The organism is Streptomyces amritsarensis (assembly GCF_001953875.1).
Classification (GTDB): Bacteria; Actinomycetota; Actinomycetes; order Streptomycetales; family Streptomycetaceae; genus Streptomyces; species Streptomyces amritsarensis.
Window position 1 is genome coordinate 1 of record NZ_MQUR01000043.1, and the last position, 21,574, is coordinate 21,574.

Genomic DNA, 21,574 nt, shown 5'->3' on the forward strand with positions numbered 1-21,574 from the left:
CCCCGGTGGAGCGGGGCGGGGCCGCCTGCGTACGACCGGGTCAGGCGGTGGCCGTCAGGGTGGCCGAACGGCGCGGGATGGCGAAGGCGTCGAGCTCGGCGCGGGTCAGGCCGGTCAGGGCGGTGACCTCGTCGGCGCCCACGGCGCCGCAGTCGAGGCCGCGGACCAGGTAGCCGGCCAGGGCCTTGGCCGTCGCGGGCTCGTCCATCACGTCACCCTCGATCTTGGCCACGTACGCCTTCAGGCGCGCGGCGGCGGTCTCCAGGCCCTCGCGGTAGAAGGTGAAGACGGCGGCGTAGCGGGTCGGCAGGTGCGCCGGGTGCATGTCCCAGCCCTGGTAGTAGGCGCGGGCGAGGGCGCGGCGGGTCAGGCCGTAGTGGAGCTTCCAGCCCTCGTGGACCTTCTCGGTGGTGCCGATCGGCAGCACGTTGGTGGAGCCGTCCGAGACGCGTACACCGGTGCCGGCGGCCGCGACCTGCATGATCGCCTTCGCGTGGTCGGCGGCGGGGTGGTCGCTGGCCTGGTAGGCGGCGGAGACGCCGACGCAGGCGCTGTAGTCGAAGGTGCCGTAGTGCAGGCCGGTGGCGCGGCCCTTGGCGGCCTCGATCATGCGGGCGACGGTGGCGGTGCCGTCGGAGGCCAGGATGGACTGGCTGGTCTCGATCTGGATCTCGAAGCCGATCCGGCCCGGGCGCAGGCCGCGGGTGGCCTCGAAGGCCTCCAGCAGCTTGACGAAGGCGCTGACCTGCTCGGCGTAGGTGACCTTCGGGAGGGTCAGGACGAGGCCCTCGGGCAGGCCGCCGTGCTCCAGCAGGCCGGAGAGGAAGATGTCGGTGGTGCGGATGCCGCGGTCGCGCACGTTGGATTCCATGCACTTCATGCGGATGCCCATGTACGGCGCGTTGGTGCCGTTGGAGAAGGCCTCCGAGACCAGGCGGGCGGCGCGGGCGGCGGCCTGGTCCTCCTCCTCGTCGGAGCGGACGCCGAAACCGTCCTCGAAGTCGACGCGGAGGTCCTCGACGGGCTCGCGCCGGAGCTTGGCGCGGACCCGGTCGTAGACCGGCACGGCCAGCTCGTCGGAGATGCCGAGGACCTTGGCGAAGGTGGCGGCGTCCGGGGCGTGCTCGTCGAGGGCGGCCAGGGCCTGGTCGCCCCAGGAGCGGATGGTGTCGGCGGCGAAGACGTCACCGGGCACGTAGACGGTGTGGATGGGCTGCCGGGTGCCGGGGTCGCCCGGGTAGTGGCGCGCGAGCTCCGCGTCCACCGGCGCGAGGGAGGCGCTGATGCCCTCGCTGACCGCGCCTGCGAGGCTCGTCGCCACCTTCTCCTGCTGACCCATCGTGCACTCTCCTCTTTTCCGCTTCACGGAAGCTTAGATCCGCATAGCAGAATTTAGTCACGCGGTTCCGCTCCGTCAATGGTCCCTCGGCCGCCCGGGGCAAACGACTCGGGGCCGCGCGGTGAGAATCACCACACGGCCCCGAAGAAGCGATGCTACGAAGAGAAGCGCAGGTCAGGCGGTCAGCCCTTGCGCGCCTTGATCTCCGCGGTGAGCTGCGGGACGACCGTGAAGAGGTCGCCGACCACGCCGTAGTCGACCAGGTCGAAGATCGGGGCCTCGGCATCCTTGTTGATGGCCACGATGGTCTTCGAGGTCTGCATGCCGGCCCGGTGCTGGATCGCGCCCGAGATGCCGGAGGCGATGTAGAGCTGCGGGGAGACCGACTTGCCGGTCTGGCCGACCTGGTTGGTGTGCGGGTACCAGCCGGCGTCGACGGCGGCGCGCGAGGCGCCGACGGCCGCACCGAGGGAGTCCGCGAGCTCCTCGATGATGCCAAAGTTCTCGGCACCGTTGACGCCGCGGCCGCCGGAGACGACGATCGCGGCCTCGGTCAGCTCGGGACGGCCGGTCGACTCGCGCGGGGTGCGGCCGGTGACCTTGGTGCCGGTGGCCAGGGCGCCGAAGGTGACGGCGAGCGCCTCGACGGCGCCGGCGGCCGGGGCGGCCTCGACCGGGGCCGAGTTCGGCTTCACGGTGATGACCGGGGTGCCCTTGGAGACGCGGGACTTGGTGGTGAACGAGGCGGCGAAGGCCGACTGCGTCGCGACCGGACCCTCGTCACCCGCCTCCAGGTCCACGGCGTCGGTGATGATGCCGGAGCCGATGCGGACGGCGAGGCGCGCGGCGATCTCCTTGCCCTCGGCGGAGGACGGGACGAGCACGGCGGCCGGGGAGACGGCGTCGTACGCGGCCTGGAGCGCGTCCACCTTCGGCACGACGAGGTAGTCGGCGAACTCGGGGGCGTCGGCGGTGAGGACCTTGACCGCGCCGTGCTCGGCGAGCACGGCGGCGGTGGCCTCGGCACCGGCGCCCAGGGCGACGGCGACGGGCTCGCCGATGCGGCGGGCGAGCGTCAGCAGCTCGAGGGTGGGCTTGCGGACGGCGCCGTCCACGTGGTCGACGTAGACGAGAACTTCAGCCATGGGACTGCTCTCCTGCGATTGCGAAGTGTCTGGGGGCTAGTGAGGAGTGGCCGAAGCTCTTAGATGAACTTCTGGCCGGCCAGGAACTCGGCCAGCTGCTTGCCGCCCTCGCCCTCGTCCTTGACGATCGTGCCGGCGGTGCGGGCCGGGCGCTGCGCCGCGGAGTCGACCGCGGTCCAGGAGCCTTCCAGGCCGACCTCGTCGGCCTCGATCTCCAGGTCCTCCAGGTCCCAGGACTCGACCGGCTTCTTCTTCGCGGCCATGATGCCCTTGAAGGACGGGTAGCGGGCCTCGCCCGACTGGTCCGTCACCGAGACGAGCGCGGGGAGGGAGGCCTGAAGCTGCTCGCTCGCGGTGTCGCCGTCGCGGCGGCCGGTCACGGTGCCGTCCTCGACCTTGACCTCGGAGAGCAGGGTGGCCTGCGGGACGCCCAGGCGCTCGGCCAGGATCGCCGGGAGGACGCCCATGGTGCCGTCGGTCGACGCCATGCCCGTGATGACCAGGTCGTAGCCGGCCTTCTCGATGGCCTTGGCGAGCACCAGCGAGGTGCCCATGACGTCCGTGCCGTGCAGGTCGTCGTCCTCGACGTGGATGGCCTTGTCGGCACCCATCGACAGCGCCTTGCGCAGCGCGTCCTTGGCGTCCTCGGGGCCGACCGTCAAAACGGTGATCTCGACGTCGTCGTCCGAGTTCTCGGAGATCTGCAGCGCCTGCTCGACGGCGTACTCGTCGAGCTCCGACAGCAGGCCGTCGACGTCGTCACGGTTGACGGTCAAGTCCTCGGTGAACTGCCGGTCGCCAGTGGCGTCGGGCACGTACTTCACACAGACAACGATCCTCAGGCTCACGCCGGCTCTCCTACCGCATCGTCTTTTCGTGTACCGCCTTATGCAGGCAGCATAGGCGCCTTGTCGGGCGGATCCCGATCGGGGCGGCCCGCGCCCCGAAGGGAATGTTACTCGTCAGTACACCCCGGGTCCCACCACATCGCAAGGTCGGCGAACTGTGATCTGCCCAACGCAGCCCTGACCGCCCCAGCAGGGACGATTCAGTCGCGCAGCGCGTTGAAGCGCCCCTGGTGGTACAGCAGCGGACGGCCTTCCCCGGCCGGATCCCCCACGACCGCCTGAGCGATGATCACACGGTGCTCCCCGGCGGGCACCCTCGCCACCACCCGGCAGACCAGCCACGCCAGGACGCCGTCCAGCACCGGGACCCCGTGCGGGCCGACGGCCCAGCCGGTGTCCGGCCCGAACCGGTCGGCTCCGCTCCGCGCGAACAGGCCGGCCAGCTCCCGCTGGTGCTCGCCGAGTATGTGCACGCCGAGGTATTCGCTGTCGCGCACCGCGGGCCAGGTGGACGCCCTGGTGCCGATCGTGAAGGACAGCAGCGGCGGGTCGGCGGAGACCGAGTTCAGCGAGGTGGCGGTGAAGCCGACGGGCCTGCCGCCGTCCTGGGCGGTGATCACGGCGACTCCGGCGGCGTGCTGCCGGAAGACGGAGCGCAGGAGGTCGGGCGAGCCGGGACGGCCGGTGCCGGAGAGAGGGGAAGCGGCCGTCGGGACCGTCGGGGCCGTCGGAGCACTCATCAGGGTTCTGCCTTCTGCCGCGGGACACGCGGGCACAGTCGGGATCAGGGGCGGGGCGTTCAGTGATCCGGACAGCGCGCGCTCGCGTGGCGGACGAGGTCCACATGGAACCGTCCGTAGAGCAGGAGTTCATACCGCATACGGCCAGCCTGGCGATCTCCCGTGGACCCAGTCAAGCGGGATCGGGCAGATGTCAGGCGCGTCACGCGCTGTGCGGGCGTGCGCACCGGCGCGTCCGGCCCCCGGTCCTGTGCCCCGCCCCCGCATGCGGGGGCATCACACGCACCCGTCGTCATACGGCGGCGCCGAGCGCGGCTATCACGTCGACCTTGCGCGGCATGCCGGCCGCACGCCGCACGACGCGCCCCTCGGCGTCCAGCACCAGTACGGTGGGGGTCTTCTCGATCCCCAGGGCCCGCGCCAGGTCGAGGCGCTCCTCGGCGTCGATCTCGATGTGTGCGACGCCTTCGACCATGCCCGCCACCTCGGCGAGGATCCGCCGCGTGGCCCGGCAGGGTTGGCAGAAGGCGCTGGAGAACTGCACCAGGCTGGCCCGGCGCCCCGGGTCGGCACCCAGCTCCGCGGCGCCCAGGCGCGCGGGCGCACCACCGGTCCGGTCGGCGAGCCGGCCCTCGCGACCGCCTGCCGGCCCTTCTTCCCGCCCGAGCTCCCGCATTCCCGTCTCACCGCCGCCTTCGTCCACGCACATGATCGTCGTACGCTCGTACGTGGATGGGACACCCCACGGGCCCACGGCATTCCCGGCGTGACGAGAATCTCCCCGGGCACGGGCCTCTGGACTGGCCAGCGGCCCTCGTTTGGGGCACCATCCCCAAGGGTCGCGTACCTACGCTTCCGTAACTTCCGGCCGGGAGCACCTCCCCAGGCAGAAAGCGGGTCTCCCCATGGCTGAGCTCGTCTACCCTCCGGTGATCGGCGCCGCGCACGGGCTGTTCCGCGCGCTCGACATCCGCATCGACATGAAGGGCACCGAGAACATCCCGCGCAAGGGCGGGGCGGTCCTGGTGTCGAACCACATCGGATACCTCGACTTCATCTTCGCCGGCCTGACGGCGCGGCCGCAGAAGCGCCTGGTGCGCTTCATGGCGAAGGAGTCGGTGTTCCGGCACAGGGTGTCGGGTCCGCTGATGCGCGCGATGAAGCACATCCCGGTGGACCGCAAGCAGGGCGAGACGGCGTACCAGCACGCGCTGGAGTCGCTGCGCTCCGGTGAGATCATCGGAGTATTCCCCGAGGCGACGATCTCCCAGTCCTTCACCCTGAAGAGCTTCAAGTCGGGTGCGGCCCGCATGGCGCAGGAGGCCGGCGTCCCGCTGATCCCGGTGGCGCTGTGGGGCACGCAGCGGCTGTGGACCAAGGGCCGTCCCAAGAACCTCAAGCGCAGCCACATCCCCGTGACCATGCGGGTGGGCGAGCCGATCGAGGCTCCCACCGACCAGTACGCGGGGGCGATCACGCGGCGGCTGCGCGAGCGCGTGCAGGAGCTGCTGGACGCGGCCCAGCGCGCCTACCCGGAGAAGCCGCGGGGCCCCGAGGACTCCTGGTGGCTGCCGGCCCACCTGGGCGGTACGGCGCCGACCGCGGCCCAGGTCCGCGAAGCGGGCTGAGCCGGTCCCGCCGACCGGCGGTGCGCCTGCGCCCCCGCCGGCCCGGGCCGCGGCTCAGGCCGGGAAGGTCCGGCCGTCGTCGGCCGAGGCGCGGGGCGGTCCGCAGGGAGCGGTGACGCACTGCCACTGCGGCTCCTTCGGCCGGTGCCTCCCGTCGTTCGAGCCGCCGCCCTTGCCGGGACCGGGACGCTTCTTGCCCCACGTGCCGTGGTGGCTGCCGCCCGGCGCGTCCTTGTCCGCCACGACGGCGTGCGGGGCCGCCTGCGGGGCGGCGAACGCGGTCGTGGGGACCAGCACGGCTCCGGCGGCCATGGCGGTGGCGGACGCGAAGAGGGCCAGGCGTCGCGTGCGGACGGGGTGGGTCATGGTGGTTCTCCTCGGACGGGGGGCCGAAACGGGCATCTCCAGTACGCCGCGCCCGTCGCCGCCCGTCACGCCCCTGCATCTCGTGGCTTGACAGCCCGCGCGGCGTACGTCCTCCCCGAGCAGGCACCGAGCTGAGGAAGCCGGCCGGCACGCCGCGCCTCAGAGCTGCGTCGGCAGTCTGCGCCACAGCTCCTGGCGGTCGGCGGATCCGCGGAGGGCCGCGAGCACGGCGGGGTGCGGGGCCGCGTACAGCCCGGGGTGGTCGGTCTCGCCCAGCTCGGGGCGGACGGGGAAGGCCAGGCGTTCCTCGGCGAGATCGAACCGCGCGTCCACTCCGGGCTTGTTGCCGCGCGGGTCGAGTCGGCTCCAGCGGTCCCCACCGGGCAGGCGCAGGGCGATCAGCCCGTGGACGAGCGGATTCGAGCCGTCGTCGTCGGCGAGGCGCTGGTAGCACAGCCCGGCCGGGATGCGCCGGGCGCGCAGCAGGGCGACGAGGGCGTGGGACTTGGCGTGGCAGATGCCGTTGCGCGTGGCCAGGACGTCGGAGGCGCGCCAGGCGACGCGCGCGTCCCCGGAGTCGGCCGAGTGCGGGATGGTGTCTCGTACGAACTCGAAGGCGGCTTCGGCGTATGAGTATGCGTCGCCGGTGGTGAGCCGGAGGGCGTCCGCCGCCTCCTGTACGCGGGGATGCCCGTGGTCGATGGCCTCGCCCGAGGCCAAGTACGCGAGGGGGTCGGGGTCTTGCTGGATCAGCTGCATGATCCGGAGCATAGGGATGCCACCCGCCGCGATCAATGAGTTTACGGCGAGTGGCATACCTATGCAGATGTCTGGAGGTGTCGCCTAGCGGGCGAGCTCCTCCTTGAGTGCCTGGAGGAAGCCGTCCACGTCCTCCTCCTGGGTGTCGAAGCCGCACATCCAGCGGACATCACCCGCGGCCTCGTCCCAGAAGTAGAAGCGGTAGCGCTTCTGCAGGCGCCGCGAGACCTCGTGCGGCAGCCGTGCGAACACCGCGTTCGCCTGCACCGGGTAGAGGATCTCCACACCGTCGGTCTCGCGGACCCCGGCGGCGAGCCGCTGCGCCATGTCGTTGGCGTGGCGGGCGTTGCGCAGCCACAGGTCCTTGGCGAGCAGCGCCTCCAGCTGCACCGACACGAAGCGCATCTTCGACGCGAGCTGCATCGACATCTTGCGGATGTGCTTCATCTGGCGGGCCGCGTCCGGGTTGAGCACCACGATGGCCTCGCCGAACATCATGCCGTTCTTGGTGCCGCCGTAGGACAGCACGTCGACGCCGACCGTGTTCGTGAAGGTGCGCATGGGCACGTCGAGCGAGGCCGCGGCGTTGGCTATCCGGGCGCCGTCGAGGTGGACCTTCATGCCGAGCCCGTGGGCGTGCTCGCAGATGGCCCTGATCTCGTCCGGCGTGTAGACCGTGCCGAGCTCGGTGTTCTGGGTGATCGAGACGACCTGCGGCATCGCGCGGTGCTCGTCCTCGAAGCCCCAGGCCTCCTGGTCGATCAGCTCGGGCGTGAGCTTGCCGTCCGGGGTGGGTACGGCGAGCAGCTTGAGCCCGGCCATCCGCTCCGGAGCGCCGCCCTCGTCCACGTTGATGTGGGCGCTCTTGGCGCAGATCACCGCGCCCCAGCGGTCGGTCATCGCCTGGAGGGCGGTGACGTTCGCGCCGGTGCCGTTGAAGACCGGGAAGGCCTCCGCGTACGGACCGAAGTGGCTGCGGATGATCTTCTGCAGGTATTCGGTGTACTCGTCCTCGCCGTAGGCGACCTGGTGCCCGCCGTTGGCGAGGGCGAGGGCCTCGAGGATCTCCGGGTGGACCCCTGCGTAGTTGTCGCTCGCGAAACCGCGTACCGCCGGATCGTGGTGGCGGCGGGCATCGGTCTTCACGGTTGCGGAGTGAGCCACAGACGCTGTCCGTTCACATCGATGGCGGGCCGCTCCCACACGCCGGCGATGGCCTCGGCCAGCTCCTTCACGTCGGTGAAGCCCGCGAACTTCGCATTGGGACGCTCGGCGCGCATCGCGTCGTGCACCAGTGCCTTGATGACCAGGATCGCAGCCGCCGCGCCGGGGCCCTCGTCACCCCCCGCCTTGCGGAAGGAGTCCGCCATGGCGAGGGTCCAGGCCTCGGCGGCGGCCTTGCCGGCGTTGTACGCGGCGTTGTTGGCGACCGGCTTGTGCGCGCCGGACTGGCTGACCAGGACGTAGCGGCCGCGGTCGCTGCGCAGCAGCCCGTCGTGGAAGGCGAGCGAGGTGTGCTGGACGGTGCGGATGAGGAGCTTCTCCAGGAACGCCCAGTCGGCGAGGTCGACGTCGGTGAACGTCTTGCTGCCGCGCCAGCCGCCGACGAGGTGGACCAGTCCGTCGACCCGCCCGAACTCCTTCTCGGTCTGCTCGGCCCAGGCCTTCGTGGCGTCCAGGTCGAGCAGGTCCACGGTGTCACCGGTGATGGTGGCGCCGCCGTGGGCGTAGCGTGCCGCGTCCACGGCTTCGGCGAGCCGCGCCGGATCGGCGTCGGACGCGACGACCACCGCGCCCGCCTCGGCGAGGTGGAGCAGGGCGGCGCGGCCGGCGGGGCCGCCGGCCCCGGCCACCGCCACCACCGCTCCGTGCAGCTTTCCGTTGCCGTTCCCGGAGCCGTTCATCTGTGCAGCCTCCTGTGGGCGAGTGCTCACGCGGCGACCCGCTCGGCGTGCTCGGCGTTCAGAGCGGTGATGCCCTTGGTCGAGGCGATGGTGCCCTTGAGCTTCTTGGCGAGCGCCTCAAAGAACATGCTGAGCGGAAACTCGTCCGGAAGCACGTCGTCGACGAGCTTGCGCGGCGGCTGCGTCAGGTCGAGCGCGTCGGCGCCCTTGGCCCACTTGGAGCCCGGGTGCGGCGCGAGGTAGGTCGAGACGAGCTCGTAGGCCTTGAACCAGTGGACCAGCTTCGGGCGGTCGATGCCGGCCCGGTAGAGGTCCTCGATCTCGGCGCAGAGCTGGTTGGTGACCTGCGGGGCGCGCATCCAGTCGATCTTCAGCTTGTTGTCCGTCCAGCGCACGACGTCGTGCTTGTGGAGGTAGGCGAAGAGCAGCTGGCCGCCGAGACCGTCGTAGTTGCGGTTGCGGTCGCCGGAGACCGGGAAGCGGAACATCCGGTCGAAGAGGACGGCGTACTGCACGTCACGGCCGTGCTCGTTGCCCTCGGACTCCAGCTTCACGGCCTCCTTGAAGGCCGTGAGGTCGCAGCGCAGCTCCTCCAGTCCGTACATCCAGAACGGCTGGCGCTGCTTGATCATGAAGGGGTCGAACGGCAGGTCGCCGTGGCTGTGGGTGCGGTCGTGGACCATGTCCCACAGGACGAAGGCCTTCTCGCAGCGCTCCTGGTCGTCGACCATGCGGGCGATGTCCTCGGGCAGGTCGATGCCCAGGATGTCGACGGCGGCGGCGGTCACCTTGCGGTAGCGGGCGGCCTCGCGGTCGCAGAAGATGCCGCCCCAGGTGAAGCGCTCGGGGGCCTCGCGCACGGCGATGGTCTCCGGGAACAGCACGGCGGAGTGCGTGTCGTAGCCGGGGGTGAAGTCCTCGAAGGTGATGCCGAGGAAGAGCGGGTTGTCGTAGCGGGTGCGCTCCAGCTCGGAGAGCCACTCCGGCCACACCATCTTCAGGACGACGGCCTCGAGGTTGCGGTCCGGGTTGCCGTTCTGCGTGTACATCGGGAAGACGACGAGGTGCTGCAGGCCGTCGGCGCGCTCGGCGGCCGGGTGGAAGGCCATCAGCGAGTCGAGGAAGTCCGGCACGCGGAAGTCGTCCGCGGCCCACTTGCGCAGGTCGGCGATGAGCGCCTGGTGGTACGCGGTGGCGTGCGGGAGCAGCGGGGACAGCACCTCGACGGCGCCGATCACGCGCTCGACCGCGGCCAGGACGGTGGCGCGGGCGTGCTCGCCCTCCGCCTCGAAGTCGATGGAGCCGTCGGCGGCCTGCCAAGGGCGGATCTCCTCCACGGCGGCCTTGAGCTCGAGCCACGCAGGGTGGTCCGCCACCCGCGCCCCAGCGGATATCACGGCACCGCCGACGCCCGGCACAAGAGTTTCCGTCATGTCACTTCCTCCACAGGAGAACCTCACGTCCGCACAGCGTATGCGTGCGAGGCTCTCCCACTCAAGAGGCAATTCGGGAAATTATCCTGCGTCACCCCCTGCTTCACCGAAAGTCTTCCCGTCAGTCAGGGTGGAACTGATAGCTCCGCCCAGTCGGGCCAAGGCTTCACATGCCTGTGGCAGGAGCCCGGCCAGGCCCAGGAAGCCGTGGAACATGCCCGGGTGGCTGTCCAGAACCGAGCGGATCCCGCTCCGCCGCAGCCGGCGGTGGTACGCGTGGCCGTCGTCCCGCAGCGGATCGCACCCGGCGAGGACCAGGTGGGCGGGCGGCAGTCCGGCGGGGTCCGCGCGCAGCGGGGAGGCCAGCGGGTGCCGGCCGTCGCCGCCGGGGCCGAGGTACTGCTCCCAGAACCAGCGCATGTGCCCGGCGGTCAGGAAGCAGCCCTCGGCGGCGCTCCGGTAGGACGCCCGTTCCCGGGCGGCGTCCAGCGCGGGATGGATCAGCGCCTGGAGTGCGACGGCCGGCCCTCCCCGCTCGCGGGCCAGCAGCAGCGAGGCGGCGGCCAGGTTGCCGCCCGAGCTGTCCCCGGCCACGACCAGGGCGCCCGGATCGCCGCCCAGCTCGCCCAGGTGGCCGCCGGCCCAGCACAGGGCCGCGTGGGCGTCCTCCACGGCGGCCGGGAAGCGGTGCTCGGGCGCCCGCCGGTAGTCCACGGAGACCAGGGCGGCGCCGGCCGCGCGCACGATGCGGCGCGCGGTGCCGTCGTGGGTGTCCAGGTCGCACAGGACCCACCCCCCGCCGTGGCAGAAGACGACGGTCGGACGGGGCCCGGGCCACCGCTCGGGGTCGGGCCGGTAGATGCGCACGGGGACGGGCGGGGCGCCGGGCGGCCCGGGGACGGTCCGGTCCTCCACGGACCCGACGGCAGGCGGGACCGCGGCCGGGCGGGGCGCCGCCGCGAGGATCCGCCGGGCCTCGTCGGCGCTGGTGACGGTGCGGCCGAGGTCCGGGAACGAGGCGGTGAGGGCGTCCACCCAGGGCAGCGCGGCCGGGTCGAGCCGATCCCGGTCGGTGGCCGGCCGGGACTCCCGGCGGGCGGCCATCACCGGCTCCGGAAGTGCGGGATGACCTTCTCGCCCCACTGGCGCAGGATGCAGGTTTCCTGCTCCACGGTGCCCATCTGGATCAGGCACATGACCTCGTCGGCCCCGGCCGCCCGGAGCCGTGCCACGTAGGCGATGGCGTCGTCGGCGGTCCCGTAGGCGTGGTCGGCGTTGAAGGTGGCCGTCGAGGTCGGCCGAACCGGGATGTCCAGCTCGTGCAGCCGCGCCACCACCTGCTCGGCGGCCCTGCGCATCTCCCCCGCCTCGTCGGCGCCCGCGACCACGGCCTCGTCGGGGACGCCCGCGCCGCCGTACCAGTGCCCGATGGACTGGGCGAAGAAGCGCTGGCCCCGGATGCCGATCCGCCGCGCCCGTTCGCGGTCGTCGAGCACGATGGTCGGACACAGCACGGAGAAGTGGTCGTTCACCGCCGTGGACACGAAACGGCTCCCGTCCCGCCCGGCGATCGCCGCGTCGTAGACGGACCTCATCTGCGCGATCGAGTCGGGCCCGGCGAAGCCCATCACCAGCGCCCCGACGCCCAGCTCGGCCGCCTGCACCAGGGTCTCGCCACGGCTGCACGCCAGGAACAGCGGCGGGTGCGGGGTCTGCCGCGGCCTCGGCAGGATGGGGTGGGGGTCGATGTCGATCAGCTCGCCGTGGTACTCCAGCTCCTCCTCCTGCCAGGCCCGGCCGATGATCCGCAGCGCCTCCTCGACCTCCGCCGTGGTCCGCTCCTTGTCCACCCCGCACAGCGAGGTCTCCTGTTCGGTGCCGCCGCGCCCCGCGCCGAGGTCGAGGCGGCCGCCGGAAAGCAGGTCGAGCATCGCGGCGCGCTCGGCGACCCGCACCGGGTGGTTGAAGTTGAAGGGCATGCACACCACGCCGTGCCCGATGCGTATGGTGCGCGTCCTGGCCGCGATCCAGCTCAGGAAGACCTCCGGGGCCGACATGTGGGCGTACCACTTCAGGGAGTGGTGCTCCACCGCCCAGATCCGGTCGAATCCCATGCGCTCGGCGAACACGGCCTGCTCGACGCAGTCATGGATGAGCCGGTGTTCCCGTTCGACGGTCGGGTCGGCCAGTTGGGCCTCGAAGATGACGGAGAATTTCACGGTGCCTCCAGGGTTGCGTCCCGTGCCCGGTCCTACTTCAATGCGGAATATGACTAGTAGTCATAAGCCGAAGAAGCAAGACCTTCCGCCGACCGCTTGGGCCGTCCTCGGCCTGCTGTCCTTCCCCGGCGAGCGGACCGGCTACGAGCTGAAGAAGTGGGCGGACTCCTCCCTGCGCTTCTTCTACTGGTCGCCGGCCATCAGCCAGATCTACGCGGAACTGCGCCGTCTGGAGGAACTGGGCTACGCGTCCTCCGCTCGCTCGGGACCCGAGGAGGTACGGGCCAAACGCCGATACGCCATCACCGAGGCCGGCCGCGAGGCCTTGGCGCACTGGGCCGCCGACACCACGGAGGCCGGTCCTCCGGTGCTCAAGCACGGGCTGCTGCTGCGGGTCTGGCTCGGCCATCTGGCCGAACCGGCACGGCTGCGCGCGATGGTCGGCGAGCACCTGGAACGCACCCGGGAGGAGCTGGCCGCCGTACGGGAGGCCGCGCAGGAGGCGGCCGGGGTGCGCGAATGGGCCTTCCCGGCCGTCGCGCTGCGCTGGAGCGAGCGGCAGCACCTGGCCGAACTGGAGCTGGCCGAGGCCCTGTTGGCCGACCTGGCACAACTCGCTCCGCCGGAGGGGACGGCCGCGCGTCAAGCCGGCGGGGACGCGCCCACGCCCGGGTGACGCGGCACGGCCGCGGCAGGCCTCGCGGGGGCGCACAACCCTGGCGGGAAGCGGGCGGTGGCGCTTCCGCGGAGCCGTGCACGCACGGTCCGTATCCACGGGCGGCGCACTAGCATGCGACCTCATCGCGCGCGGCCGGTCACGGACACCGCGACCGCGCGGGGAGCCGCCGTCGACGGAAGCGAGAGAACCTTGACTTTCCTCACCATCGGTCACCGCGGGGTCATGGGTGTCGAACCGGAGAACACCCTGCGGTCGTATCTCCGAGCGGAACGTTCCGGCATGGACGCCATCGCCCTGGACCTCCGGCTGAGCAAGGACGGCGTCCTGGTCGCCGTGCACGATCCCGAGGTGGACCGGACCACCGACGGATCGGGGGCCGTCGCCGACCTGACCCTGGCCGAGCTGCGCGGGCTGGACGCCGGGCAGGGCGAGCGCGTTCCGGTGTTCGAGGAGGTGCTGGAAGCGGTCCGGTCTCCGCTGCACGTGTCCGTCCAGGACCGGCCCGCCGCCGTCGCGCTCGCGGAACTGCTCCTGCGCCGCGACCTGGTCTCCCGGGTGGAGATCGCCTCCGCGCACGAGTCGGTGCTGACCGAGGCGGCCCGGCGGGTGCCGGGCGTCCGCACCACCCTCTCCGTTTCGTCACCCGGCGGCGACACCGGGGCGCTCGTGGGCCGGGCTCTGGCCGCGGGCGCGGCGACGATCGCCCTGGACATCCACCACATCGCGCTGGAGACGGTGGAGGCGGCTCACACGGCCGGCCTGCGGATCACGGCCCTCGCCGTGAACACCCTCGACCAGCTGCGGCTGGCGCGGGCGCTCGGGCTGGACGGGGTGGCCACGGACTTCCCGGAGATCCGCAGCACGGGCCGCTTCACCGCCTGAGCGGGACAACGGGCGGGCGGCTCACGGCTGGAGCGGCTTGACCAGCAGTTCGAAGGCGAGGTCGTCGCGGAGCGGGATGCCGAAGCGCTCGTCGCCGTACGGGAAGGGGCTCAGCTCGCCGGTGCGCCGGTAGCCGCGGCGCACGTAGTAGGCGATGAGCTCCTCCCGCACGTTCACCACCGTCATCCGCATCTCCCCGGCACCCCACGTCTCGCGGGCGCGGCGCTCCGCCTCGGCGAGGATCTCCCTGCCGAGGCCGGCGCCCTGGAGCCCCGGGCGGACGGCGAACATGCCGAAGTAGGCGTGGTCGCCGCGGTGTTCGATGTGACAGCAGGCCACGAGCTCGCCCGCGCGCTCGACGACGAGCAGGTCGCCGTCCTCGGCGTCGATGACGGCGCGGACCCCGTCCGGGTCGGTGCGCTGTCCGTCCAGGTAGTCCGCCTCGGTGGTCCAGCCGGCGCGACTGGCGTCCCCGCGGTACGCCGACTCCACGAGCGCCACCAGTTCCGGTACGTCCGCCTCGACGGCGCTGCGGAAGCTGAGGGCGGCGGGCTGGGCGGTCGACATGGGCGCTCCGTTCGGTGCGGTGGCATATGACATGCCGGGGACGGCAGGGAGAGCCTATCCCGGGGCCGAGTGAGGGCCGTGTGAGAAGGGCATCTCTCTGGCGTGACGCCGACGAACCGGGAGGTTCCGCCGTGCACGGATCCGCCTCGCCCCTCTCCGCCTCCGCCTGGCTGCTGGTGCTCCTGGGCGCGGTGAGCGGCGCGTACTGCCTGCGGCGGGCGCGCGGGTGGGGCGGGGCCGCCGCCGGGGAGGCGGTGATGGGGTTCGGCATGGCGCTGATGGCGGTGCCCCTCGGGGACGGCGGCGCGTGGCGGGCGCCGGTGCTGGGCGCGGTCTTCTGCGCCGCGGCCGTGCACGCCCTGTGGCTGCTGCGGGGCGGGGCGCACCACGCACACCACCTGGTGGGGTCGCTGACGATGGTCTACATGGTCTACGGGGCCGCCGCGGCGGGTTCCGGCGGCGGGCAGGGGCACGGGCACGGCACCGGGCTTCCGCTGCTGACCGGGGCGCTGCTGCTCTACTACGCCGGCTACGTGGTGCTCGGCGGCACGCGGCTGATCACCGCGGGCGGCGCGGCGCCCGCGCCCTCGCCGGCATCGCCCGCACCCCCGTGCGGCGCGCCCGCGGAGCTCGCCAGGGCCTGCCGACTCGCCATGGGGATGGGGATGTTGGCGATGCTGCCGGCGATGTGACGGCGCCGGGGAAACGTGTCCTGCGTCACCAATGCGTCCGTCTCATACCCGCAGGTAGCCCGGCGCTCATAGGCTGGTGGGCATGATGGTCCCCGCCGCCCTCCTCGTGCTCGGCGCCCTGACCGCGGTGCTCGCCCCCCGTCTGCTGGCCCGGGCCCAGTGGCCCGAACGAGAACCGGTCGTGGCCCTGTGGGTGTGGCAGTGCGTCGTCGGCGCGGTGCTGCTGTGCTTCGGGCTGTCCATGCTGCTGAGCGCGGCGGCGGCCTGGCAGGCGGTCCGGGGCCGGCTCTTCGCCGCAGCCCCGCACGGGGTGGTCGACGCGTACGCGCTGGGCGCGTCCGGCGGTCCGTGGGCCGCCGCCACCGCCCTCGCCCTCGCGGGCGGCGGCCTGTGGACCGGGGCGATGCTCACCGGGGAGGTGCTGCGGGCCCGGGCCCGGCGGCGCGCGCAGGGCAGCGAACTGCTGGAGCGTGCCCCGCTGCTGCCCGGGGAGGACCCGGCGGCCGCGCGGCTCGTCGTACTGGAAGGTCGGCGTCCGGACGCCTGGTGGCTGCCGGGAGCGGCTCCTCAGCTGGTGGTCACGACCGCGGCGCTGGGCCGGCTCAAGGGCAGCCAGCTGGATGCCGTGATGGCGCACGAGCAGGGGCACGCGACGGCCCGGCACGACTGGCTGCTGCACTGTTCGCGGGCGCTGGCCCGGGGCTTCCCGCAGGTGCCGGTCTTCGCGGCGTTCGAGGCGGAGATGCACCGGCTGGTGGAGCTGGCCGCCGACGACATGGCCTCGCGGCGGTTCGGGCGGCTGACGGTCGCGTTGGCGCTCGTCGGACTCAACGAGGACCGCGGGGTGTTCGCGGCCTCCTCGGCGCCCGAGGCGCACGTCCCGCAGCGGGTGCGCAGGCTGCTCTCGGCCGCGCCCCGGCTCTCCCCGGGCCGCCGGCTGCGGCTGACCGCACTGGCCACGCTGGTACCGGCGATCCCCCTGCTGGTGGCCTTCGTACCGGGGCTGAGCGCACTGGCGTAGCGCGAGCCCGAGCCTGCCCGGCCGCCGCCGGTGCAAGGATCCCCCCATGCGGAACGATCTATTTCGTTGGATGGGGATCGGCTGCGGGCTGCTCGGGGCGGTCCTGACCGTCCTGGTGGTGGCGGGCTGGCCACCCCTGCTGGCCTGGGACGACCGGATCGCGCGGGACCTGCACGCCCACGCGGTCGCCCACAGCGGGGTCACGCGGTCCATGCGGGTGCTGTCCGACTGGGTCTGGGACCCGTGGACCATGCGGGTGCTGGCCGCAGTGGCCTGTCTGCTGCTGTGGCGGCGCGGCGACCGGGAGCGGGCCCTGCGGGTCGGGTTGGCCGCGGTGGTCGCCGCCGTGGTGCAGCAGGGCCTGAAGGCGGCGGTGGGGCGGGAGCGTCCGGTGTGGTCGGACCCGGTGGACTCGGCGCACTTCTCGGCCTACCCGTCCGGCCACGCCATGACGGCGACGGTGGTGTGCGGGATGCTGCTGTGGCTGATGCCCCGCCCGGCCCCGCGGTGGGCCCCGGCCGCCTGGGCCGTGGCGGCCGTATCGGTGGCGGGGGTCGGCTTCACCCGGCTCTATTTGGGCGTGCACTGGTTCTCCGACGTCCTGGCGGGCTGGCTCCTGGGCGCGGCGCTGGTGGTCCTGGCGGTGTCGGTCCCCGTCGGCGGCCGCAGACCTGCCCCCAGCCCGCAGGAGCGGTGAGGCGGCCGTCCCGCGGGGACGGCCGCGCCCCGCAGACGATCGGCGCGGTCGCGCCCCCTCGTTCTCCGGTGAACCCATCGGCCGCCGGCGCGGGCCGCCGTGGCGTGCGCCGGGGGCCGGGCGGGCGCGCAGGGCGGGCCACCGGTCGTCACGGGCCGGCCGGGTCGATGAAGGGATGGTTCGGCGTCGCGAGCCCCTGGAACCGGGGCCGGCCGCGAGTGGCGTGGCCTGCCCTGGATGATCCCCCGTGTCACCCAGAGCAGGCGACCCCGTGCGCTGAGTATATTGGCTGAGAGCCAGTCAACGCAGGAGTAAGCATGTCCCCGCGCAGCGCATCGGTCAATGAAGAATTGCGCAGACGTTCCCGGGAGCGGCTGCTGCAGTCCACGGTGGAGCTCGTCGCCGAGCGGGGCTACGAGGCCACGACCCTCGGCGACATCGCCGACCGGGCGGGCGCGGCGCGCGGCCTGGTCTCGTACTACTTCCCGGGCAAACGGCAGTTGCTGCAGTCGGCCGTGCACCGGCTGATGTACCTCACCCTGCGCACGGCGCTGGAGCGGGAGCCGCGCAGTGACGACGGGCGGGAGCGGCTGGCGCGCGCGATCGACGCGGTCCTGGGGCTCGCCCGGGACGAACCGCTGCTGATGCGGACGCACATGGCGGGCATCCTCACGGCCGAGGGTTTCGTGCAGTGCCCGGAGCAGCAGCGGCTGGCGGAGCTGCTGCGGGACACCGTCGCCCGGTACGGGTCGGCGGACGTCGACGCGGACTATCCGCTGCTGCGCGCCCTGCTGATGGGCGCGGTCGTGGCCGTGCTGCTGCCGGGGGCCCCGATGCCGGCCGGGCGGCTGCGGGCGGAGCTGTTCCAGCGGTACGGGCTGGACTGGGAGCTCGGTGTCCCGCCGGACGGCGGACCGCCCGGCGGAACGTTTCCCTCACCCCTGTGACCTCACACGGTTCAGTGGTACTCGGGCTGGGTCTGTACGTTGAGCCGGTCCATGCGGACCCACTTGGCGCTGTCCGTCCGCCGGTCGTCGAGCCGCAGCACGTCGAGGCCCTTGGCGATGTCGTTCGAGTAGATGTGCCCGTTGTAGTAATACGCCGACCAGGAACCGCCGAGGCCGAGCCGGTCCGTCGTCAGCGGTCCGCGCTCGAAGTAGGCGATCTCCCTGGGCCGGGACGAGTCGGTGAACTCCCACACCGAGACGCCGCCCTGGTACCAGGCCTGCACCATGATGTCGCGGCCGCCGCCGACCGGGACCAGCGAGCCGTTGTGGGCCACGCAGTTCTCGGTGTCGGCCTGGTGGCGCGGGATCTTGAAGTAGCTGCGGAAGGCCAGCTTGCGCTGGTCGCCGCGGCCGGTGATGTCGTAGATCCCGTCGGCACCCCGGTTGGGGCCGGTGGCCTCGTTGCAGGTGGCGCCGCCACCGCCGCCGAGTTCGTCGGTGAACACCACCTTGTTGGCCCGCTCGTTGAAGGTGGCCGAGTGCCAGAACGCGAAGTTCACGTTGTCCTGCACCCGGTCGATGACGCGCGGCTGCTCGGGCCTGCTGATGTCGAAGAGGATGCCGTCGCCCATGCAGGCGCCGGCGGCGAGCTTCTTCGACGGCAGGACCGTGATGTCGTGGCAGCCGGTCGTCTTGGACACACCCGGGTTGGTGGGCGCGCCCGGGTTGCCGCCGTCGGGGAAGAGCACCGGGAAGGCCACGACCGCGGCCTGCGTCGGGCTCTTCTTCGGGACCTTCACCACCGAGATGCCGTCGTGCGGCGGCTTGCAGTCGGGGAAGGCCTCGTTCGGCGAGTAGGAGGCGACGTAGAGGTAGATGTCCTTGCCGCCCGGCACCAGGGTGTGGGTGTGGGAGCCGCAGGCGGTCTCGACGGACTTGATGTACCTGGGGTTCTTCTTGTCCTTGATGTCGAAGATCTTGATGCCCTCCCACGAGGACTTCTCCGTCGCGGGCTGCGAGACGCTGTTGCAGGAGTCGTCGCTGCGGGAGGAGTCGGTGGAGAGGAAGAGCAGGTCGCCGTCGACGGAGATGTCGTTCTGCCCGCCGGGGCAGAGCACCTCGGAGACCTTCTTCGGAGCCTTGGGGTTGGCGATGTCGTAGATCGTGAAGCCGTTGTAGTTGCCCGCGTAGGCGTACCGGCCCTGGAAAGCGAGGTCGGAGTTGACCACCGCGGGGTCGGTGGAGGGGATGTTGGCCAGGTGTGTGACGTTGGCGCTGTGCACGATCTCGTCCTGGCCGGGGATGGCGCCGGGGGCGGGTTGCCCGCCCTCGATGGCGCCCGTGCTCTGGTGGTTGCCGTGGCCGGGCGTCAATTCGCCCGGGTCGGGGGTGGCCGCGGCCGGTCCGGCCGCGAGGAGGGTCGTGAGGAATCCGGCCGCCGCGACGGCCACCCCCACCCTCCTGTTGCCCGCTCTCCTGGTGTGTAACGAGGTCACTGCGCCTCCCATGGGAGCCCGATCGGTTCCGTCCGCAGGGGAACGGAACCAGGACCCCGGCAGTATCTTCCCTTCATGGACATGGCAAAAGACCTCCGGGGCCGCAAGGCCTCCACCGCGCGGCCCCTCCGGCTCGCCGCGGCGACGGCCACCGCCGGCCTCCTGCTGACCCTCACCGCATGCCAGGACGACGGTGCGGACCGGGCAGACGACGGGCGGACCCCGATCGTCGCGCCGGGCAGGCCGGGCGAGAAGTCACGCACACTCAGCCCGGAACAGGCCGCCAAGGCGAAACCCGACGACAGCCCGAACGCCGCCGACCACGCCTACGTGCAGCGGATGATCGAACACCACCGGCAGGCGCTGACGATGAGCGAGCTGGCTCCCGAGCGGGCGGCGGCGGACCCGGTCAAACGGCTCGCGGAGCGGATCACGGCCGGCCAGAAGCCCGAAATCGGGGCGATGCAGAAGTGGTTGGCGCTGCACCCGGCGCCGGCGGCGGGCTCGGGCACGGCCGCCCCCGGGCACGGCCCCGGGCACGACCACGCATCGATGCCCGGCATGGCGACCGAGCAGCAGTTGCGGGAGCTGGCCGACGCACGGGGCGCCGACTTCGACAGGCTCTTCCTGAAGCTGATGACCGCGCACCACGAGGGGGCCCTGACGATGGCGGGCGAGGCGCTGGCCGGCGGGAACAACCCGGCCGTCGAGGAGATGGCCAACGAGGTGGTGGCCACGCAGAGCGCCGAGATCCACCGGATGCGCACGATGGGCTGACGCGCGAGGGGGCCGGTGTCATGCTGGGACCACCTGCGGGAGGAGCTCCGCCGTGCTTCGTGTCGCCGTCGTCGGATCGGGCCCCAGCGGGGTCTACGCGGCCCAGACGCTGGTCCAGCAGCGCGAGGTGCCCGGGGTGCGGGTCGACGTACTGGACCGGCTGCCCGCCCCCTACGGGCTCGTCCGGTACGGGGTCGCACCGGACCACGAGAAGATCAAATCGCTGCAGGGCAGCCTGCGCACCGTGCTGGAGGACGAGCGGATCCGCTTCCTCGGCAACGTCGAGGTCGGCGGGGCGGCCCTGCCGACCTCGCGGCTGCTGGAGCTGTACCACGCGGTCGTGTACTGCGTGGGCGCGGCGCGGGACCGGCTGCTGGGGATCCCCGGCGAGGAACTGGCCGGGGTGCACTCCGCGACGGCCTTCGTGTCCTGGTACAGCGGCCACCCGGACGCCGCCGACGAGGTCTTCGACCTGCCCGGGGTCGATACGGCGGTGGTGGTCGGGGCGGGCAACGTCGCGGTGGACGTGACCCGGATCCTGGCCCGCGGCACGGCGGAGCTGGCCCCGACGGACATGCCGCAGCCGGCCCTCGGCGCGCTCGCGGACAGCGGGCTGCGCAGGGTGTCGATGGTGGCCCGACGCGGGCCCTCCCAGGGCAAGTTCACCACCAAGGAGCTGCGGGAGCTGGGCACGCTGCCGGGTGTGGACGCCTGGGCGGACCCGGCCGAGCTGGCCCTGGACCCCCTGTACACCGATCCGGGCGCGGCCGCCGCCGCACTGCCGGCGGTGGCGCGGCGCAATCTGGAGGTGCTGCGCGGCTGGGCCGGCGAGCCCCCGTCCGCGGCGCCGCGCCGCATCGCGCTGCGGTTCTACCTGCGCCCGGTGGAGGTCCTCGGCGGCCCCGGCGGGCGGGTCACCGCGGTGCGCTTCGAGCGGACGGCTCCGGACGGCCGGGGCGGGGTGACCGGGACGGGCGTCCACGAGGACATCGAGGCGCAGCTGGTGCTGCGCTCGGTCGGGTACATGGGCGTGCCCCTGGCCGGGCTGCCCTTCGACCCGGTCAGGGGCACGGTTCCGCACGCGGCGGGACGGGTGCTGCGCGCGGGCCGGGCCTCGGTGGGCGAGTACGTGGCGGGCTGGATCAAGCGGGGCCCGACCGGGGTGATCGGCACGAACCGGCCGTGCGCCAAGGAGACCGCGTCCTCGCTGCTCCAGGACGCGGCGGCGCTGGCCCGGCGCGAACTGCCCGGCGACCCGCTGGACGCCCTCCGGGCTGCGGGCCTGCACCCGGTGCGGTGGCCGGGCTGGCTGGCCATCGAGTCGGCCGAGGCCGAACTGGGGCGCTCGCTGGGCCGACGCTCCGTCAAGATCCCGGACTGGCCGGGCCTGCTGGCCGCGGCGGGATCGCCGGGCCCGGCCGGCCCGTAGCCCGCC

23 protein-coding genes are annotated in these 21,574 nt (G+C 72.6%); 9 read left to right on the forward strand and 14 right to left on the reverse strand.

Going from position 1 to position 21,574, the window contains the following annotated elements:
• Positions 1-40 precede the first annotated feature (40 nt).
• The 5 genes from AVW11_RS18905 to AVW11_RS18925 all read right to left on the reverse strand — a co-directional run bounded on the left by AVW11_RS18905 (position 41) and on the right by AVW11_RS18925 (position 4,748).
• Positions 41-1,339, reverse strand: coding sequence for a DUF6986 family protein (locus tag AVW11_RS18905; protein ID WP_060179012.1), 1,299 nt, complete (start codon positions 1,337-1,339; stop codon positions 41-43).
• A 182-nt stretch (positions 1,340-1,521) separates the two neighbouring features.
• Positions 1,522-2,484 (reverse strand): electron transfer flavoprotein subunit alpha/FixB family protein, encoded by a 963-nt coding sequence (locus AVW11_RS18910; protein ID WP_030845541.1) that lies wholly within the window; start codon positions 2,482-2,484, stop codon positions 1,522-1,524.
• A 59-nt stretch (positions 2,485-2,543) separates the two neighbouring features.
• Positions 2,544-3,332 (reverse strand): electron transfer flavoprotein subunit beta/FixA family protein, encoded by a 789-nt coding sequence (locus AVW11_RS18915; protein WP_030845538.1) that lies wholly within the window; start codon positions 3,330-3,332, stop codon positions 2,544-2,546.
• A gap of 200 nt (positions 3,333-3,532) precedes the next feature.
• Entirely contained in the window at positions 3,533-4,072 is a 540-nt protein-coding gene (locus tag AVW11_RS18920; RefSeq protein ID WP_060179013.1) for a flavin reductase family protein, read from the reverse strand.
• Positions 4,073-4,364: 292 nt separating this feature from the next.
• Positions 4,365-4,748: a thioredoxin family protein gene (locus AVW11_RS18925; RefSeq protein WP_079070659.1), complete on the reverse strand. Its 384-nt coding sequence runs from the start codon at positions 4,746-4,748 to the stop codon at positions 4,365-4,367.
• A gap of 229 nt (positions 4,749-4,977) precedes the next feature.
• On the opposite strand from AVW11_RS18925, the gene AVW11_RS18930 reads away from it, so the two are divergent.
• A complete protein-coding gene (locus AVW11_RS18930) occupies positions 4,978-5,700 on the forward strand; it encodes a lysophospholipid acyltransferase family protein (protein ID WP_030845530.1) in 723 nt (240 codons plus the stop codon).
• A 54-nt stretch (positions 5,701-5,754) separates the two neighbouring features.
• On the opposite strand, the gene AVW11_RS18935 is transcribed toward AVW11_RS18930, so the two are convergent.
• The 7 genes from AVW11_RS18935 to AVW11_RS18965 all read right to left on the reverse strand — a co-directional run bounded on the left by AVW11_RS18935 (position 5,755) and on the right by AVW11_RS18965 (position 12,381).
• Positions 5,755-6,066 carry a hypothetical protein gene (locus AVW11_RS18935; protein WP_076044855.1) on the reverse strand — a complete coding sequence of 104 codons (312 nt, stop codon included), beginning with the start codon at positions 6,064-6,066 and terminating at the stop codon, positions 5,755-5,757.
• 159 nt (positions 6,067-6,225) lie between these two features.
• A complete protein-coding gene (locus AVW11_RS18940) occupies positions 6,226-6,825 on the reverse strand; it encodes a transglutaminase-like domain-containing protein (RefSeq protein ID WP_076044893.1) in 600 nt (199 codons plus the stop codon).
• Positions 6,826-6,909: 84 nt separating this feature from the next.
• Complete coding sequence (locus tag AVW11_RS18945; protein WP_030845522.1) at positions 6,910-7,971, reverse strand: threonine aldolase family protein; 1,062 nt, start codon at positions 7,969-7,971, stop codon at positions 6,910-6,912.
• A complete protein-coding gene (locus AVW11_RS18950; protein ID WP_060179015.1) occupies positions 7,968-8,729 on the reverse strand; it encodes an SDR family NAD(P)-dependent oxidoreductase in 762 nt (253 codons plus the stop codon). The genes AVW11_RS18945 and AVW11_RS18950 overlap by 4 nt, the downstream gene beginning before the upstream one ends.
• Positions 8,730-8,755: 26 nt before the next feature.
• Complete coding sequence (locus AVW11_RS18955; RefSeq protein ID WP_076044857.1) at positions 8,756-10,162, reverse strand: DUF6421 family protein; 1,407 nt, start codon at positions 10,160-10,162, stop codon at positions 8,756-8,758.
• An 81-nt stretch (positions 10,163-10,243) separates the two neighbouring features.
• Positions 10,244-11,266 (reverse strand): alpha/beta hydrolase, encoded by a 1,023-nt coding sequence (locus AVW11_RS18960; protein ID WP_079070660.1) that lies wholly within the window; start codon positions 11,264-11,266, stop codon positions 10,244-10,246.
• Positions 11,266-12,381, reverse strand: coding sequence for an LLM class flavin-dependent oxidoreductase (locus tag AVW11_RS18965; protein ID WP_076044859.1), 1,116 nt, complete (start codon positions 12,379-12,381; stop codon positions 11,266-11,268). The genes AVW11_RS18960 and AVW11_RS18965 overlap by 1 nt, the downstream gene beginning before the upstream one ends.
• Positions 12,382-12,430: 49 nt before the next feature.
• Here AVW11_RS18965 and AVW11_RS18970 point away from each other — a divergent pair, with 49 nt between their 5' ends.
• Both AVW11_RS18970 and AVW11_RS18975 read left to right on the forward strand, forming a co-directional pair.
• Positions 12,431-13,057 carry a PadR family transcriptional regulator gene (locus AVW11_RS18970; protein WP_060179017.1) on the forward strand — a complete coding sequence of 209 codons (627 nt, stop codon included), beginning with the start codon at positions 12,431-12,433 and terminating at the stop codon, positions 13,055-13,057.
• 192 nt (positions 13,058-13,249) lie between these two features.
• A complete protein-coding gene (locus tag AVW11_RS18975; protein ID WP_030845504.1) occupies positions 13,250-13,942 on the forward strand; it encodes a glycerophosphodiester phosphodiesterase in 693 nt (230 codons plus the stop codon).
• Positions 13,943-13,963: 21 nt separating this feature from the next.
• Here the strand turns inward: AVW11_RS18975 and AVW11_RS18980 are convergent, their stop codons facing one another.
• Positions 13,964-14,509, reverse strand: a complete 546-nt coding sequence (locus tag AVW11_RS18980) for a GNAT family N-acetyltransferase (RefSeq protein WP_030845502.1) — start codon at positions 14,507-14,509, stop codon at positions 13,964-13,966.
• Positions 14,510-14,640: 131 nt separating this feature from the next.
• On the opposite strand from AVW11_RS18980, the gene AVW11_RS18985 reads away from it, so the two are divergent.
• The 4 genes from AVW11_RS18985 to AVW11_RS19000 all read left to right on the forward strand — a co-directional run bounded on the left by AVW11_RS18985 (position 14,641) and on the right by AVW11_RS19000 (position 17,866).
• The gene (locus AVW11_RS18985; RefSeq protein WP_076044861.1) at positions 14,641-15,201 is read left to right on the forward strand and encodes a DUF5134 domain-containing protein; all 561 of its coding nucleotides are present in this window, start codon (positions 14,641-14,643) and stop codon (positions 15,199-15,201) included.
• An 82-nt stretch (positions 15,202-15,283) separates the two neighbouring features.
• Positions 15,284-16,222, forward strand: coding sequence for a M56 family metallopeptidase (locus AVW11_RS18990; RefSeq protein WP_060179019.1), 939 nt, complete (start codon positions 15,284-15,286; stop codon positions 16,220-16,222).
• Positions 16,223-16,268: 46 nt separating this feature from the next.
• Complete coding sequence (locus AVW11_RS18995) at positions 16,269-16,919, forward strand: phosphatase PAP2 family protein (RefSeq protein WP_037833194.1); 651 nt, start codon at positions 16,269-16,271, stop codon at positions 16,917-16,919.
• A gap of 317 nt (positions 16,920-17,236) precedes the next feature.
• Positions 17,237-17,866: a TetR/AcrR family transcriptional regulator gene (locus AVW11_RS19000; RefSeq protein ID WP_030845491.1), complete on the forward strand. Its 630-nt coding sequence runs from the start codon at positions 17,237-17,239 to the stop codon at positions 17,864-17,866.
• 11 nt (positions 17,867-17,877) lie between these two features.
• Here AVW11_RS19000 and AVW11_RS19005 read toward each other — a convergent pair whose 3' ends face one another.
• Complete coding sequence (locus AVW11_RS19005) at positions 17,878-19,362, reverse strand: LVIVD repeat-containing protein (protein WP_420856382.1); 1,485 nt, start codon at positions 19,360-19,362, stop codon at positions 17,878-17,880.
• A gap of 75 nt (positions 19,363-19,437) precedes the next feature.
• Between AVW11_RS19005 and AVW11_RS19010 the strand changes: the two genes are divergently transcribed.
• Positions 19,438-20,139 (forward strand): DUF305 domain-containing protein, encoded by a 702-nt coding sequence (locus AVW11_RS19010; RefSeq protein ID WP_240528211.1) that lies wholly within the window; start codon positions 19,438-19,440, stop codon positions 20,137-20,139.
• A gap of 52 nt (positions 20,140-20,191) precedes the next feature.
• A complete protein-coding gene (locus AVW11_RS19015) occupies positions 20,192-21,568 on the forward strand; it encodes an FAD-dependent oxidoreductase (protein ID WP_076044865.1) in 1,377 nt (458 codons plus the stop codon).
• The last annotated feature ends 6 nt before the right edge of the window (positions 21,569-21,574 follow it).